14 protein-coding genes and 2 pseudogenes are annotated in these 16,457 nt (G+C 62.9%); all 16 read right to left on the reverse strand.

Translation table 11 applies throughout. From position 1 onward, the window contains the following. Positions 1-37: 37 nt before the first annotated feature. The 16 genes and pseudogenes from AC5RWD_RS14825 to AC5RWD_RS14900 all read right to left on the reverse strand — a co-directional run bounded on the left by AC5RWD_RS14825 (position 38) and on the right by AC5RWD_RS14900 (position 16,437). Positions 38-424 (reverse strand): hypothetical protein, encoded by a 387-nt coding sequence (locus AC5RWD_RS14825; RefSeq protein ID WP_494020732.1) that lies wholly within the window; start codon positions 422-424, stop codon positions 38-40. 54 nt (positions 425-478) lie between these two features. Continuing rightward, positions 479-844: a DUF4259 domain-containing protein gene (locus tag AC5RWD_RS14830; protein WP_494020733.1), complete on the reverse strand. Its 366-nt coding sequence runs from the start codon at positions 842-844 to the stop codon at positions 479-481. A gap of 28 nt (positions 845-872) precedes the next feature. After that, positions 873-1,757: a hypothetical protein gene (locus AC5RWD_RS14835; protein ID WP_494020734.1), complete on the reverse strand. Its 885-nt coding sequence runs from the start codon at positions 1,755-1,757 to the stop codon at positions 873-875. A 14-nt stretch (positions 1,758-1,771) separates the two neighbouring features. Next, entirely contained in the window at positions 1,772-2,224 is a 453-nt protein-coding gene (locus AC5RWD_RS14840; RefSeq protein ID WP_494020735.1) for a hypothetical protein, read from the reverse strand. 55 nt (positions 2,225-2,279) lie between these two features. Further along, positions 2,280-2,705: a hypothetical protein gene (locus AC5RWD_RS14845; RefSeq protein WP_494020736.1), complete on the reverse strand. Its 426-nt coding sequence runs from the start codon at positions 2,703-2,705 to the stop codon at positions 2,280-2,282. 998 nt (positions 2,706-3,703) lie between these two features. After that, positions 3,704-5,110, reverse strand: coding sequence for a ferredoxin reductase (locus AC5RWD_RS14850; RefSeq protein WP_494020737.1), 1,407 nt, complete (start codon positions 5,108-5,110; stop codon positions 3,704-3,706). Further along, a complete protein-coding gene (locus tag AC5RWD_RS14855; RefSeq protein WP_494020738.1) occupies positions 5,107-6,411 on the reverse strand; it encodes an aromatic ring-hydroxylating oxygenase subunit alpha in 1,305 nt (434 codons plus the stop codon). The genes AC5RWD_RS14850 and AC5RWD_RS14855 overlap by 4 nt, the downstream gene beginning before the upstream one ends. 626 nt (positions 6,412-7,037) lie before the next feature. Continuing rightward, positions 7,038-7,192 (reverse strand): annotated as a pseudogene (locus AC5RWD_RS14860) (recombinase family protein); the annotation flags it as partial. Positions 7,193-7,293: 101 nt separating this feature from the next. Beyond that, positions 7,294-7,896 (reverse strand): TetR/AcrR family transcriptional regulator, encoded by a 603-nt coding sequence (locus AC5RWD_RS14865; RefSeq protein ID WP_494020739.1) that lies wholly within the window; start codon positions 7,894-7,896, stop codon positions 7,294-7,296. A gap of 230 nt (positions 7,897-8,126) precedes the next feature. Next, positions 8,127-8,993 (reverse strand): alpha/beta fold hydrolase, encoded by an 867-nt coding sequence (locus tag AC5RWD_RS14870; RefSeq protein WP_494020740.1) that lies wholly within the window; start codon positions 8,991-8,993, stop codon positions 8,127-8,129. Between the two features lie 48 nt (positions 8,994-9,041). Then, positions 9,042-10,040, reverse strand: coding sequence for an NADP-dependent oxidoreductase (locus AC5RWD_RS14875; RefSeq protein WP_494020741.1), 999 nt, complete (start codon positions 10,038-10,040; stop codon positions 9,042-9,044). A 390-nt stretch (positions 10,041-10,430) separates the two neighbouring features. After that, positions 10,431-10,638, reverse strand: a pseudogene (locus tag AC5RWD_RS14880) (IS110 family transposase); the annotation flags it as partial. Between the two features lie 567 nt (positions 10,639-11,205). Further along, positions 11,206-11,961: a hypothetical protein gene (locus AC5RWD_RS14885; protein ID WP_494020742.1), complete on the reverse strand. Its 756-nt coding sequence runs from the start codon at positions 11,959-11,961 to the stop codon at positions 11,206-11,208. A 517-nt stretch (positions 11,962-12,478) separates the two neighbouring features. Continuing rightward, the gene (locus AC5RWD_RS14890) at positions 12,479-13,399 is read right to left on the reverse strand and encodes an AEC family transporter (RefSeq protein ID WP_494020743.1); all 921 of its coding nucleotides are present in this window, start codon (positions 13,397-13,399) and stop codon (positions 12,479-12,481) included. Between the two features lie 99 nt (positions 13,400-13,498). After that, entirely contained in the window at positions 13,499-14,827 is a 1,329-nt protein-coding gene (locus AC5RWD_RS14895) for an enolase C-terminal domain-like protein (RefSeq protein ID WP_494020744.1), read from the reverse strand. Further along, positions 14,824-16,437, reverse strand: coding sequence for an aldehyde dehydrogenase (NADP(+)) (locus AC5RWD_RS14900; protein ID WP_494020745.1), 1,614 nt, complete (start codon positions 16,435-16,437; stop codon positions 14,824-14,826). Before AC5RWD_RS14900 ends, AC5RWD_RS14895 begins: the two co-directional genes overlap by 4 nt. Between the last annotated feature and the right edge of the window lie 20 nt (positions 16,438-16,457).

Genomic DNA, 16,457 nt, shown 5'->3' on the forward strand with positions numbered 1-16,457 from the left:
CCATCACAGCGGCATAACCTCAGCATGGATTGCCCGGCTATATAGCGCTTGACTCTCCGTTTGAGCCTGAATAGGTGTACCACTCCCATATGCCGTCCTCGGTGATACGGCCTGTCATCGCGCCGAACATCCAGGGAGTAATTCCCGTGGGATCGCCGCCAGCCCTCACAAACTCCTCACGCTTCTTACGGGCGCGGTTCGAGTAACCGCGGAGATACAGGGCGAGTCCGAGGCCGCATCCAAGCACGAAGAACAGGACCGACAGGATGCCGAATGGCCGCCCAACGATCAGGTTGGTCAGGAAGACATATCCAACCGCAGCCCCCACTCCAAAGAGGAGAGTCCAGAACACAGCCCAGAATCCGGCCCAGAATCGGAGGCTTCCGTTGCTGGGCCGCTGGTTGGGATCGTTGTTACGCTGCACACCAGGAGGCTTTCCCATGGAACCCGAGTGGTTATTCCGCTTCACTGGAGCAGTCTAAGCGGGGCGTGCAAAGACTGAAGAACCCATTAGCGCAGCGCCGCGCGGAGCCGTACGGCAAAGGTTGTCCAGGGACTCCTTCCACTCCGGCTCGTCGGCCTCGTCCCACAGCTCGGCAAGCTCGGCCCCGTGCGCGGTCACCCACGTTGCGACATCCTCGGGCAGGTCACCGTGCGGGCTTCCCTGCGCTGCTGCGGTGATCTCGGCGGCCGCGACGGCGACGCTGCCCTCCGGCGCGTCGATGTAGCCGTCACCGACCGCGTTCAAACTCTGGCGGACGACCTCCGCCCCGCCGGCTTCAAGCTCTTCCAGCCAGTCCAAGGCATCGTCGTTCTCAAACGCCTGGAATCCCCACGCACCCATGGCTGCTCCTTCTGTCGTCCTGGCTAATTTAGACGGGCCGCAGGTCGCGGATGTTGTCCTGAAGATAGCGTGCCGCCCACTCCTGAAGCTGATCGGTACTCCAGGTCGGTGTGGCGACAAGGAGCACCTCCCGGTCCTCGCGGATAACCCTGGTGATGCCGTCTTCCTGTTTCAGGGCCTTGAGCATGCGGCCCACCACCCGGTTGTGCTCAAAGACGATGTCCTCCCGCAAGGACACTTCAAGCTCCCGGCCGCGCAGCTCGTCATCGCCCAGGTCTTCGACCTCGACGAGCGGTTCCTCCTCGGCCATCTCCTCATCGTCCTCGGCCGGCTGGTCGCCACGGTTCAGCTTCTCGATGAGCCCGCGCGCGTACTCGGCCATCGTGTCATCCGGGGACTCGCGAAAACCGGTGAGGCTGCCGTGGGCGTGGACCGTCGTCACGCGCGGGAGAAAGTTATGGTCCTCCCCCTTGCCGCTGACCAGGACAGGGTGCTTGTTGAGGTGGTACTGCTTGATGCGGTGGTGCGCGATCTCCCACCGCGCCTCTGGTGCGCACTGCTGCACGACGTCACCCAGATAGGACACCAGCCCGTCCAGCAGGAACACCGACTCCAGCGAGAGCTCGCCTACGGTCTCATAGCCGTACCGTGCCCAGGAGGGCCACTGTTCCCGCGGCACGCTGGTGGTGTCTGTGGCTCCGGGATCGCCTGCGCGGGTGAGGTGGGCCAGGATCCACCTCCACAGGGGAACCAGGCTCTCGATCGTGCCGTCCAGGAGGACGGCACTGTCCTGGCCGTCGGCCGCCAGAGCCTTTCGCAGCTGCGCCAGCGCCGGCCCGCGCCCGTCCATGTATTCCCGGAAGGCGGCCTCGGACTGGGCCTTGGTCATGTTGAGGTAGTTGACATATTTCACGGGTAGCTCCGCCCCTATCTGGCGGTCATGCTGAGGTCGATCTCGTTGCCATCGACGCAGAGCTGAAACCGGACCCTGTCCTGCCATCCGTCCCTGTACGCGTCGACATCCCCGTCCACGCAGCCCTCTATGTATGACGATTTCACGTCATAGCCGGTAGATTCCACGAGCTCGTCCAAGTCCACGGGTTCCGGCGCTTCCCAGTTCCTGAACAGGCTGTAGCAGGGCTGGTCGAAAGGGATGCAGCCAATGTCGCGATGTGGATCAATGGCCCTGGTGGCCTTCCAGTCCGCCGCCGGTATGCCGTCGGCGATGGCGGTCATCTTGTCGATCTTGGCGGACTCGTTGACGCTGGCGGTGACGAACCATGCCACGAGGGCGGCGAAGATCAGGGTGCCGATTCCGCCGACAACCCACCAGCCCCACTTTGTCTTTCCAGTTCGTACCTGGCGCCCGGGATGAATCACAGCTCTCCTTCTCTTGCGGTTCGCATGACTGTGAGTTCAACGTCTTGCCCCCGGCTCACGCCACGACCACCCACTCATCGGTGTAGTCGGAGTACGGGGGCCCGGCCGGGCAAGCCACCGATGTTGCAATCACCGACCCCGACTCCATCTCGAACCGGACGCATGCGCTGACGGTCCTTTGCTGGGCCCACCACCCGCCGCTGGTCGTGATGTGCTCCCGGTAGTAGTGCTCGGTGTGGAAGTCCCCGTCCCGGTCCCAGCCATGGGCGTAGTGACCGAACAGCTGTCCGTTCAGCTTCGAATCCACCAGCTCCCTGTCCGTCGTATCGGTGGACGCGGTGAACTTGGTGAACCACTCTTTGCCCTCGGCGGCGTTTTCCCCGATGGCGTTGCGCCCGATCTCCTCGATGGACGGCCTGGCGCACGATGCCAGGGTCAGCAACAGAACGCCTGCGGCGGTAAGCCTAAAGACACGCGACATTCTTCCCCCCAAGAATCGTGACCAGCTTATCTGTCGACGTCTTCGTTCCCTTTTGACTGCTTCCTAAGAAGGAACATGCGCAGATTTAGTCCCGAGCTGGCAGCGTGCTCTTTTCTATATACCGAGGCAACGCTTCAAGGGAAGTCGTCAGACCCATCTGGACGCAAAACTGGAGCGCCGATAATCGACCTTCCGTCAGCCTGGCCCAGCCTTTACTTTCTGCCCTCTAGGTGACCTGAGCGGTCCACAGTTGTGGTGAATTCGGGTTCTCCACGGCTGGGAATGGGGAGCCGTTGGGGTAGCGCCCTGTCAGTAGTAGCGCTGGATTACTTATGAGAATTGTCCCTGGTTGTGGGCAGCGGCAGCCTCATTATCCAGGTTCTTTATTTTCATTGGCCGAAACTGATGCCCAAACCGCTACTGGGGACGTCAAGACTGGTGTCGGCGCACGGACTGGCCGGGCACCGGTAGGCGGTGGGGCGGCAAGCCGACGAAAGGAACACAGATGACCGTAGTGCGACATTGCCTTGAGGACATCCGGATGCGTGATCCGTTCATCTTGGAACCGTTTCCAGATGAGTTCGTCCCTTTCGGGACCACCGACGAGAACGTTTGGGGAGGCCCCGCTTGAAGAGTGCCCGAAGCCAGAACCACCGGCCTTATGGCATCCGAGGAAAGTCCAGGCTAGGCCACAGAGGGGTGGCTGGCACTCGACAGGGTTGCCAGCCCGGGGCATAGGGATTTCAATCCGCCGGTTGGTTTCTTCGTCGAAGACCACATGGTCGGTGATGCTGGTCGCAGCATGCTGTATGTGACAACAAAGGTGTTCAGGGGTTTGGTGGTCTCCATCTTGATCGCACGTGTTCGAGCCGGTGGTGAGTTCATTTGGGAAGGAATGATGTGCTTGGGGGACGAACGCCTTGCGTGGCGTTCTCGCACTTGTACTGTTGCCGTGAAAGCATCCTTAATGCTGTCCGGCCTGGAGCACCTAGAAGCGGCTAGGCGTCGATCACCAGGTCGCTCTGCGCTGTAGAGCAGCAGGGCAGGAACTTGCCTGCATCGATTTCGCGTTTCCGGATCCCGCCCTGGTGGTTCATCTCGACTTCCCCGGAAAGCTTGACGACCTTGCAGGAGCCGCACATGCCTTCCTTGCAGTTCGCGCCGATCCTGACGCCCGCACGCTGGGCTGCCCCGAGGATGTGTTCGTCGGGATCGATGCGCACATTGATGCCTGTGCGCATGAAGGACAGGGTGAGGCTTCCCGTTCCCACGGTGTCAAAGCCCGAGGCGTCGGGGGTCACGGCTGCCGGCCCCAGATCCGACCTGCCGTCGGGGGCGGGGGAGTCCGGGTCGACGGCTTCCAGAGGCAGGCCCGTGGCCTTCAGGGGTCCCTCGGCGTCATAGCCGGGCTCGTAGAGCCCGAACGCGGTGGGCTGGCTTTCGTAGTAGTCTTCGGCGGAATCGGCGATCTCCTCGGCGATTTCCTCCGCGAGGTCCGACGCAAGCGCGATCTCTGTCTGGTATTCAAGGATCGTCTGGCGATCCCCGGTGAAGAATTCCATGTTGATGGAGGTGTCATCGACGCCGACCTTCTCCAGGAGCTCGGTCGCGGTGTTCAGGTAACCCTCGGGGCCGCAGGCATAGACCTGACGGCCGTTGGCATCGGGAGCAACCTCGTCGAGCATGGCCGCAGTCAGCCTTCCGCTGAGCCATTCCCACCCTTCGGGTTTGCTGCGGTCACCAAGGGAGTAGAAGACCTTGACTCGCGAGTCGACGGAGGCGATGTAGGCCAGTTCCTGGTGGAAGGCATAGCCTCCGGCCTCCGCTCCGTGGTAGAGCACCACGACATCGGCCTGTCCGGGCAGGGAGTGGATGGTCCGCACCATCGACATGATGGGGGTGATGCCTGCGCCAGCGGCCAGCAAGAGGTACCGTGCCCGGCGGTCGGCGTCAGGCAGGTGGAACGCTCCGACCGGTCCGAGCATCTCGAGGACGGTGCCGGGCTTGACGTTCTCGTGCACCCAGGGTGAGACGAGCCCAGTGGGATCACGTTTGACTGTGATGTTGAAGGTCCACGGCTGGGTGGGCGAACTGGACAGCGAGTAGCTGCGGTCCACCGGATCCTGGTCCTCGCCGTTCACGGGAAAGGCGACGTTCACGTACTGGCCCGCACGGAACGCCAGCGGCGCACCGTCGCAGCGGCGGAATACGAAGGTCATCATGCCGCCCGCCTCGGGAACGGTCTCGACGCATTCGGCCATGAACTCCTGCGGATGCCAGGGGCCCAATGCGTGGGCGGCGCGGGCGGGTCCTTCCGTGCTGCCCATCACCCTGTTCCACGGCATCTCAAGACCGCGAATGCGCTGTGGTTCCTGGACTGCCGTGTCGGTGCGGAGTTCAATCATGCCAAGTGCTCCTGCACGCGCTGAGTGTACCAGTTGATGAACGCCTCCACCTGGTATTCGCTCTTCATATAGGGGCCGGGCTCGTAGGCGGGGCTGCTGGCGCCCTTCTGGCACAGCTCCACGAACGCCTTGTCCTGCAGATTGGTCTGCTTCCAGGTGTAGGTGAGTTTCTCCAGATCGTAATCAACGCCTTCCTCGGCGTCGTCAGCCACCAGCCAGGTGGTGCGTACGAGGGTCTGGTGTTCGTTGATGGGGAAGACGCCGAATGTGATGACGTGGTCCCCGAGGAAGTGGAACCAGCTGTTGGGCTGCAGGTGCATCGAGCAGCGGCCAAGACGGAAGTCCCGCAAGTCACCGAGTAGCTTCTTGGAAAGCCTGCGTCCGTCGGGCGAGAACGATTCGCCCTCACCGTCGAGCGATTCGCGTGAGATGCGGATCCCCGCTATGCGCGTGTCGAGCTCCTCGACGACCTCATAGGGAAGGCCATAGCGGCGGCAACGCTCCTCGAGCGAGGACTGTGCTTCCTTGTTGCGGTTCCACACTTCCTCGAGATGGGCCGGGATCAGGCCCTCAGTCAGGCCCCAGGTGGGAAAGAGGGAGCAGGCGAGCTCCGGGTGGCCGTCGCAGTGATAGCACTCACGGTTGTTCTCCATGACGAGCTTCCAGTTGCCCTCTTCGATGATGTTCTGCTGGTAGGCGATTTTCGTCTTCGACAGATCGTGGGGCGCGAGGTAGGGCTCAAAGATCTTTGAGGTTTCGTCGAAGTCTGTCGGCGGCTCATCAGCAATGCAAACGAAGATGAGTCCGGCGACCTCGCGGCCGTGGGCGCGCTTGAGGCCGAAGCAGCTCTTGTCGAATTTCGTTTCCCCCGGTGCCGAGGCGTGGATCAAATCGCCGTTGGGGGAGTAGGTCCAGGAGTGGTAGCCGCATACGAGGTTTCCCGTTGACCCCGCGGGTTCGGTCAGGACGCGGGCGCCGCGGTGGCGGCATACGTTGTGCAGGACGTTCACGCCGCCGTCGTCGTTGCGCAGCACGATCAGGGAGTAGGGCCCGTAGTCGACGGTGACGTAGTCGCCCGGCTCCGGCAGCTCAGGGGTGCTGGCGGCAAAGATCCAGTGCTTGCCAAATATGGCCTGCATGTCGATTTTGAAAACCGTCGGGTCCGTGTAGAACGGGGCGTCGAGGGAATATCCCGTGCGCCGGGACGCAAACAACTCAGTGATCTCTGCCAGCTGCTCTGCAGGCAATGATGAAGCGAGTTTTCCGCGTGAATTGAGGGGCACGTTCACTGAAGTAGTCATGTGTTTCCTCCCGGGAGGGCTGGGTAGTGTGCATATCGTGGAGACCACGGGTTTAGTGGGGGAACCGGCGTTGTCGAGAACGTTGTGGTCATGGGATTAGAGGATCCATGTGCAAGCACGATTTAGGAAAAAGGCCATGGATAGCGGTAGTAACTCCAGTATTTCAGCAAGTGCGTCCTCCGCAACAACAAGCAGGATACGCAACAGGTTGACTCACGCCAGACCTGTTGTCAAGCCCCTAAAGATGCAGCGCAACACGAAAGAACAGCGCGCGCAGGTCGTCGGGTGGCCGGCCGGACGGTCCATGCTCTGCACCCCCATGGTGGCCCCCATCCTGAGCGAACCGCAATAACTCGGTCCCTTCCGGTCTGGCCGCGTCCCTACCGGTGGCCTTGTCCGTGAGGGGGTGACCAAATCCGTCAGTGTCATTGTGTGCATCCCGGTGGTCCTAACCCGAACCAACGCTGCGAATACCCATCCGGGGCCTGTCGCACCAAGGTTTCGGATGTAGAGCGTCATCTATCAGAAACATGGGCGCAACCTGTGGCCTCTAACCTGAAATTGTGGGGCGGTCAGCCCCTGCGAGAGGAATTAAGGGAGGCCGCCCGGAATCATTGGCAGTGGGATTTGGGAATCCCACTGTCAGCACGCTGTACCAGCTCATCCCCTTTCCGGGGTGAGGGTTTTCTTACGTCCGCGGTAGGCACCCCGCTGCTTGGCCAGAGCGGTACCTTCTCGCTGCCGCTCCCTAATCAGGGAGGCGTTCAAATTCGGAGAAGGCCTGAACATCAATACACCAGATTCGACGATGTCAGGCTGGGGTGTGGTTCTAGCTGACATGCGATAAGCCGGGGGCGATAGGTGAAATTCTTGCGCTTGCGGTCAGCGGGGCAGGAGCAGGCGGATCTGGGTCCTGATGTCCTGCACGATGTCCTCGGTGCCAAGAGTGGGATTCGCACTCATTGCCATGCTGAGGAACATGACGGCCGAGACGATGCGTGCGGTTGTTGCTGCATCATCGGGACTGAAAAGTTCGTCGCGGCCCAGGATGGCAGCGATGGCCTCCTCGGTCTGCGCGACGATGGAAAGGGCTTCGCTGTGGTGTGGCTCTGTCGGGTCCCCGAAGACCATCTCCCGCAGGTAGGTGCGCCCATTCTCGACCTGGACGCGGTTGCACTCCACGATTGGCCGCACGATGGCCATCAGCGCAGCCAGTGCATCCGGGATGGTTTCAGCATTGGCCCGGCCCCGCTCGAGCGCTTGTGCGTAGTGCGCGTTCTGCACGAGTAGGAGGAGTTCTCCCTTGGTCCTTGCGTAAAGGAATAGGGTTCCGGTGCCGATGTCGGCTTTATCGGCGATTTGCTGGGTGGTGACCTCCTCGATTCCGTGTTCTGCGAACAGCTCACTGGCGGCGGCAGTGATGCGGTCAAGCTTCTGCTGCTTGTTCCGCTCGCGTCGTCCGAGCGGCTGGGATGCGACGGGCATGAAGGTTCCTCTGGGCGTAACTGACTGGAGTCAGTTATGAGTGTAACGACCACGGAGTACCGGGGGCATCCCCGGCGTGTCTACTTCTCGCGGTGGGAGGGCTTGACCCTGGTTCACGTAGGTAAGCGCTGTGTCTGTGTCGTAAGCGTGTTGCCGGGGACGAGTTGCTTGTGACGAACCTGCGGAAGTGAGTGCGGGCCTTTAGTAGTTCATTTCTCGAGCGGTGATGGTCAGTTGGCGAGGAATTCGATGGCGGCGGGGGCGAATTTGGCGTGGTACTGGAAGATGGCGCCGTGGCCGGAGTCTGGGTAGATGATCAGTTCGGATCCCTTGATGCGTCGGTGCAGGTCTTCGGAGAGGACGGATGGCACCATGCGGTCGTTGTCGCCGTTGGCGATGAGGGTGGGGTGAGTGAGCGTGGAGAGGTCTGACGGGGCGGAGCGGCCGAACGCCTGGATTGCCTTCAGCTGAGTTTGGAATGCACGGGTGTTGATCGGCTGGTCACGGTTGACGGTGCGTTCCTGGAGGCGTTTGATGAACGCTTTCGCGGCTGGCTTGCCGGTGGTGTTGCGGTTGAAGAACAGGAATTCCTTGGGGTCGGATCGTGTCAGGGTTGCGCGGAGGATGTCCCGGTAGGTGGTGCCGACCACCTTGTCCATATCCTTTCCGCCCCGCGGGCCGGTGCCGGTGAGCACGAGCTTGCGAACAAGGTCGGGATGCTTGAGGGCCAGGTCCTGGGCGATCATGCCGCCCAGGGAGAAGGAGAAGATGTCGATCCTGTCGTACCTGAGGGCCTTGATGAAGGTGTAGGCGTCGTCGGCCATTGCTTCGATGTTGTCGGGAACCTGTCCGGTGGAAGCGCCGACGCCGGGCTGGTCGAAGGTGATGACGTGGCGGTTCTTCGCGATGGGGTCGATGATGCGGGGATCCCAGTTATCCAATGTGCCGGCGAGGTGCACGAAGAACACGACGGGAATGCCGCTCTTGGGCCCCAGCTCGCGGTATGCGTAGGTGACACCTTCGACGGTGACAGTGCTGGCTGGTGCCTTAGCGTACGAGGTGACGACGGAGTCGTGCGGGGTGCCGGTGTTGTCCATGGCGGGTGTTCTCCTGCGTGATTGTAAGGTGAAAAGACTGGGGGCGGGTTACTCGGTGAGGCTGAGCACTGCTTTGCCGCGGATGCGGCCCGCGGCCACGGACTCCAGCGCCTCTGGGGCCTGGTCGAAGCTGAAGACCCTGCCCACGACTGGGCGCAGCACGCCGTCGTCGACCAAGGCGCTGATCTGGCGCAGTTGGTCCCCGCTGGCGCGCATGAAGAGGAACTCATAGCTGACGCCGAGCTTCCTGGCCTGCCGCCGAATCTTGCTGCTGAGGGCGGAGACTGCCAGGCGCAGCACAGGACCCAGGCCGGCTTTGCGAGCGAACGCCGGATCCGGAGGGCCGGAGATCCCGACAGCCTTGCCCCCGGGTTTGAGGACGCGCAGTGACTTTTCGAGGTTCTCCCCGCCGAGGCTGTCGAGCACCAGGTCGTACCCGCTAAGCAGTAGCTCAAAGTCCTGGGTGCGGTAGTCGATCACGATGTCCGCGCCGAGGTCGCGCACGAAGCCGGCGTTGGATCCGCTCGCGGTGGTCGCAACAGTCGCGCCGAGGTGCTTGGCGAGCTGGATGGCAATTGAGCCGACTCCGCCGGCGCCGGCGTGAATGAGAACCTTGTGCCCGGGTCGGACGTTGCCCTGCTCGACGAGGGCCTGCCATGCGGTCAGCGCCACCAGCGGCAGCGAGCCGGCCTCCTCCATGCTGGCCGATGCGGGCTTCAGCGCAAGGTCTTCCTCGGCGACGGCAATGCGCTCGGCGAACGTGCCGATGCGGTCCTGGTCGGGGCGGCCGTAGACCTCATCGCCGGGCTTGAACCCCTTCACTTTTTCCCCGACGCGCAGCACAGTGCCGGCTACGTCGTTGCCGAGGATCAGCTGGAGTTTGTAGGGGAGGATCTGCTTGAACTCGCCCAGCCTGATCTTCTCGTCCAGCTGGTTCAGGCCCGCTGCCTGCACCTGCACGAGGACATCGCGGTCCCCGACGATCGGCTCGGGGACGTCCGCCTCGCACAGCGGCTCCTTGTACTTGGTGACGACGAACGCTCGCATGCCGTGATGCTCCTTGTGGGGTCGATGCCGGGGCCATCCTGCAGCGCCGGGCACGGTTGTCAGTACGGGCAGCGCTTGGACGGAGCCCGTGAAATACTGATTATACTCAATTATGACCGAACTCAGATTTTTGTCAAAGGACGAGCCTGATCGCTGCGGTAGGGGAGAGCCGCGGACCGCCCGTTCTGCGTGTGAAGCGGGGTATTCGTGGTCCTTGCCTGCTCGTTATCGCGCATGTCGGTTTGATGATCCGGGTTTGGGAAGCGCCGTGGTCATGTGAGGTGGTTTTTCATGACCGCGACCAGAGGGCGGCCTTCGTGGCGCTGTAAATGCCGCCGACGGCGTACCAGCTCATTGCGGAGTGGATGTCGATGATAAACGAACCATCGCGACCTGGTAGCCGGCAGCTGCGACAGCCCCGGCTAGCACGGCACCATAGGAAGCCGCGCCCTCGATCACCCGCAAGGTGGCCAGATCGGCTTCGGTCCGACGAGCGACCCAAGCGATGGCACGATTGATTCCGCCGCCCGTTGTAGGGGAACTCCCGGGTTTCGAGGCGCTCACCGCCGGCCGTGGCATTGATGGCATACAACGCATTCAATGTTGCCGGCCTGCGCCTGGAAGTTACTGTCCGCGCTGTCCGTTGGAGTTGGGACGGCCAAGCTCCGTGGCCATTCCTCCGGCAAGTAGACCCGGCCGTCGGCGCCGACTCTAGAGACAATGCAGACATCAACGAAGGTCACAGATTCCTCGCCCTCAAGAGCAAACTGCGTCGTTATCACCAGTCGAGTGCCCCTACCAGGTTGCAGAGACCGAAGCGCGCTGATGGTCTGCTCCGCCAGGTAGTAGTCGATTCACGATGATGCCAAACGCTTTGAGAGCCCGTGTGGCACCACATCTTCGTATTGGAGCTGGCGATCAGTCGCTTCAGCTACCCGCCGCCCTTAGATGCTTAGCTCTAGGTCCTCCAGCGCCACCGCAACTTTTTCGGGTACGGACGTACCAAGCGGCAAATCCAGGAGACCTGCGAGGTCCACCTGTGCCTGTGGCTGGCCAGTTGCCTGCTTCCAGCAGCCCGACTGGTTCGCGCCAATCGTCATAAGCCATATGTAAATAAAATCCGATGAATTATTGCGATTCGTACGGAAGTATCGTTGTTTATCCTTCAGTTTGCTGACGTTATTCCGTCTCTGAACGCTGTCAAGTAATCAACTTTGTCATCTTCTGCTTTATGAGGCATTTCATCCCCACCCTCTTCGGCTTGTGAAAGAACCTGGTTGACCACTTCGAGCAGAGGCTCCAACGAAAAAGACAAGGCGACAGGGTACGCGAGTAGTTGCTCGACCACCCTGGACGTGAAACGGAACTGCTCCAATCCCGCAACCACAACAGCCAGTTCATAGCCCTCATCGCACTCCACCAGCCGAATGCTGATGGGGGTGCCGTCAGCCGAAAAATCTCCTGCGAGAAGTGATAGGTCAACAAGGCGGATTACGATGAGTTCTTGATCTAGGAGGGCAGCACGAACTTCGGCAGACACTGGATAGCTATCTGGTCCCATGAAGCCTGCTATCGGGTCTTGAATCATCTGAGTCAGGGGGTAAATGAGGGGGCTCGTCATGGACAGTGCTTCTTGTAATTTGGTCGACAAATCTCGTTGCGGCGTTCGCCGAGTGTCAAAAGCGAGGAGAAGATCAAGTTCCCCTAATTCGTGTACTGCGTACCCTGAGCGACCTTCCCGAGCCTCCAATAAAAAGTCGCTAATGCTCGCCCACTCGGGCTGACGCATGTCGATGGTAACGGCAATCCGAGGGATTTCACCTGGTTCCACGTCGCCGGGCTGGGGCAGCCCGGTAAGTCCCTTCAGCAATGTACGCCGAGTTTCCCTGAGCTTCGACGACGTCGGTACAGCATCTTCCATTGTTACCCCTTACATGGTCGCTATCGGGAGTGCTTACCGGCAGAGCGATGGACGTCCAAGGATCGATTCTCCATTGTGTCGCCGCGGTTAAGTTATAGCGGTTTACGGAAATTATCGACGTTCGACCTAGGGCTGTTATTAGACGGGTCAATTACGCAGCAGCCAGCGGGAAGTATGCAAGTGTTGGACAGTCGGAGCGAGCGGCCACTGGGGGGATGGTCGTGCCCGAACCGACTGTCCATCCCGCTGGTCGAAGCTGGCAGGTTCATCCAGCGGGGAGTTATTCGATCCTCCCCGATACACCTGAGAAGAATCTGAGGCCTTCCAAGGAAATCGCCTTAGAAGTTCCATCGTCGGCAGGACGAGACATGCGTTCTCACCGGTACCATTCACCGCGACATTGACGGACACCGTCCGTGCCACCTGCGACGCGTTCGGCCCAGCAAACTAGGTTCCGGTCCCGCGGTTGATTCGGTTGGCGGTCATCTCCGGTGTCGAGGAAGCGTCCACCACATAGCTACCCAGCGGCCCACGCAACAACCAGCAGCGTTCCAACGCACAGGATGGTGGTGCACAGGATGACGTCGCGGGCCACGGCCATGCCCCGGCCGTAGGGGGAAGCGAAGAGGAAGACGTTCTGCGCGGTGGGAAGGGCCGCCATGATCACGCAGGCCAGCAGGTGATGCCCCTCCAGGCCAAAGAGATAACGCCCCAGCAGCCAAACAATGAGCGGCATGCCGGCGATCTTGAGGAAGGTGGCCACAAGCGTCTCTGCGCGGCCGTCGTCCTTCTGCAGCGGCGCCCTCCCGGCCAGTGACAGGCCAAACGCGAGAAGCACCATGGGGACAGCCCCGCCGGCCAGCATGTCGATGGGTTTCTGCAGCAGGTCCGGTTCCTGCCAGCCAGTCACGGCAACCACGACGCCGAGCGCGGAGGCGATGATCATGGGGTTGGACAGCGGCTGGAGCAGCACCTTCCTCCACGAAATCCGGGCACCGGAGAACAGCCCCAGAAGCGTGAGGTAGAACGGGGCCAGGACCAGCAGCTGCACCAGGAGCACCGGCGCCACGTGCTGGGCGGTGCCGACGGCGTACAGCGAGACCGGAATGCCGATGTTGTTGGCGTTGGCGTAGCTGCTGGCCATCGCGCCGACGGCGGTCTCCGCGGCGGGGCGCCGGAAGAACAGGAAGCTCAGCAGCCAATAGAGAAGCCCCACAGCCGCTGCCGAAAGCAGCGCCAGCGGGGCATCGGTTCCGAGTGCGGCCCGGATGTCCGAGCCGGCCACCACGGTATAAAGCAGGGCGGGGTTGGTGATGTAGAAGGCGGTGCGGGTCAGGGCACCCTGGACTTCCGGCCCCAGAATGCGGAACCTGGCAGCGAGGTAGCCGACGGCGATGACTGCCGAAACGATGAGTATTCCGGAGACGACGCCGCCCACTCTTGACCCTTCTATTCATGTGTATTCCGCACGGCCGGCTCCCGTTGCGCGAGGAGGTCCGGCCGTGCGGAGGATTGAGACCGCGCTACCGCGGCAGCCCTAGCGGACCAGGCAGGGGCGCTTCGGGTCGAAGGACCAGCCGTCGATGTAGTACTGCATGCCGATGCTGTCGTCGCGGGCATCCAGCCCGTGCTCCAGGTACAGCTGGTGCGCCTTGTCCAGCGCGTCGCGGTCCAGTTCGATGCCGAGCCCGGGGGCGTCGGGAACCTCAATGGCGCCGCCCTTGATCTGCAGCGGGTTCTTGGTGAGGCCCTGCCCGTCCTGCCAGATCCAGTGCGTGTCCAGTGCGGTGATCTCCCCGGGTGCTGCCGCGCCGGTGTGCGTGAACATGGCCAGCGAGATGTCGAAGTGGTTGTTCGAGTGCGAGCCCCAGGTCAGGCCGAACTCGTTGCACAGCTGCGCCACGCGGACCGATCCGTGCATGGTCCAGAAGTGCGGGTCCGCCAGTGGAATGTCGACGGCGTTGCTGCGGATGGCGTGGGACATCTCCCGCCAGTCCGTGGCGATCATGTTGGTGGCAGTCTTCAGTCCGGTGGCACGGCGGAACTCGGCCATGACCTCGCGCCCGGAGAAGCGGCCTTCCGCGCCGCAGGGGTCCTCGGCGTAGGCCACGACGCCCTGCATCCGCTTGCCTAGCCGGATGGCCTCCTCGAGCAGCCAGCCGCCGTTCGGGTCCAGCGTGACGCGGGCCTCGGGGAAGCGTTTGGCGAGGGCCGTGACCACATCTACCTCGTCGTCGCCGGACAGCACGCCGCCCTTGAGCTTGAAGTCGCTGAAGCCGTAGCGCTCCTGCGCGGCTTCGGCCAGGGCAACAACGGCCTCGGGAGTCATTGCCTCCTGGCGGCGCAGTTCCTCCCAGCGGTCCGACGGCGCGTCCTCCACCAGGTAGGGCAGTTCCGTCCGCTTGTGGTCACCGATGAAAAACAGGTATCCGAGCATGGGAACGGAGGTGCGCTGCTGCCCGTCGCCCAGCAGTTCTGCCACCGGGACGCCGAGGAACTGGCCGTGCAGGTCCAGCAGCGCGGACTCGACGGCGGTGACGGCGTGGACGGTGGTGCGCAGGTCGAAGGTCTGCAGGCCGCGGCCGCCGGCGTCGCGGTCGGCGAACTCGGCCGCGATGTCGCGGAGCAGGGAGCGGTAGCGGGCCACGGGCTTACCCGCGATCAGGCTGCCGGCTTCCTCGATGGTGGTGCGGATCTTCTCACCGCCCGGGACCTCGCCGAGGCCGGTCCGGCCGTCGGAGTCCGTCACGATGACCACGTTCCGGGTGAAGAACGGCCCGTGGGCGCCACTGAGGTTCATCAGCATGCTGTCATAGCCCGCAACCGGGACTACTTCCACGCGGGCAATGGTTGGCTGGGCGGTCATGCGTTGACCTCCTCTTTCTCTGCGGCGGGGACCACGTCACCGTCGATCCGGCGGTTCAGCTGCCACGGGTTGGCGTCCTTGAGGGGTGCGGGCAGCAGCTCCTGGGGCAGGTTCTGGTAGGCGACGGGCCGGAGGAACCTGTTTATGGCCAGCGTACCCACGGATGTGGTGCGCGTGTCAGAGGTGGCGGGGAAGGGTCCGCCGTGGACCATGGCGTGGCCGACTTCGACGCCGGTGGGCCAGCCGTTCACGATGATGCGTCCCACCTTCTGCTCCAGGGCAGGGATCAGGCGTGCCGCCGTCGGGTAGTCCTCTTCGGTGAGCTGCAGGGACGCGGTGAGCTGTCCCTCGATCCGGTTGGTTGCCTCGATGAGTTCCTCGGCTGAGGAGTAGCGGATCACCAGGCTGGCTGCGCCGAAGATTTCCGCGTGCAGGACCTCGTTGCTGATGAAGTTGCCGATGTCCGTGCCGAAGATGGCCGGTGCGGGGGCGTTCTGGGTGGGTCCGGGAGTTCCGGTGCCGACGATGCTGACGTTCTCGGCGGCGCTGAGCGCCTCGGTTCCGGAGTTCCAGGAACCTGCGATGCCTGCGGTGAGCATCGTCTGTCCGGCGCATGCGGAAACGGCGCGGCCGACGGCGGCAGCGAGTTTGTCGCCTGCCTCACCGGCGGGGGCGAACAGCAGGCCGGGGGAAGTGCAGAGCTGGCCGGAGCTGCCAGTGACGGCGGTGATGTACTGCTGTGCCAGGGCGTCGATCTGTTCGGCGGAGCCGTTGAGGGCGCCGGGGAAGACGAACACGGGGTTGAGGGAGGACATCTCCGCGTATACGGGGATGGGTTCGGGGCGTGCGGCGGCGGTGCGCATCAGGGCAATGCCGGCGCTCTGGGAGCCGGTGAAACCGACGGCCTTGATGGCAGGGTCCGCCACGAGGGCCTGGCCGATGCTGCTGCCCGGGCCGTAGATAAGGGAGAAGACGCCCGGGTGCAGGCCGGCGTCCTTGACCGCCTTTGCGATGGCCTGGCCCACGAGTTCGCTGGTGCCGGGGTGGGCGTTGTGTGCTTTGAAGACCACGGGGCAGCCTGCGGCGAGGGCCGAGGCGGTGTCGCCGCCCGCCGTCGAGAAGGCCAGCGGGAAGTTGCTGGCGCCGAAGACAGCGACCGGGCCCAGCGGAATCTGGCGCTGCCGGATGTCGGCGCGCGGCAGGGGCGTGCGGTCCGGGAGTGCCGGGTCGATGCGGACGCCGCGGAAGTCGCCTTGGCGGACGACGTTCGCGAAGAGCCGCAGCTGGCCGGTGGTGCGGGCGCGTTCGCCCTGCAACCGGGCGGCGGGCAGGCCGGTCTCCTGGCCAGCGCGGACAGTCACTTCGTCGCCGATGGCTTCGATGTTGTCCGCGATGGCGTCCAGGAATGCTGCGTGGGTTTCGGGGTCAAGCGAGCTGAAGGACTCGAATGCCTCGGCGGCCGCTGCGGTGGCGGCCTTGAGCTGCTCCTCAGTGAGCAGGGTATAGGCGGGCTCGAGCTGTTCGTTGGTGGCCGGGTTGAAGGCGAAGGTGGTCTTGCCTTCGCCGGCAACGGTTTGTCCGGCGATCAGGGAGTGTCCGGTGAGGGTCACGTGGTTCCTCCTGGGTAAAG

This window comes from Arthrobacter sp. CMU6, assembly GCF_059090205.1.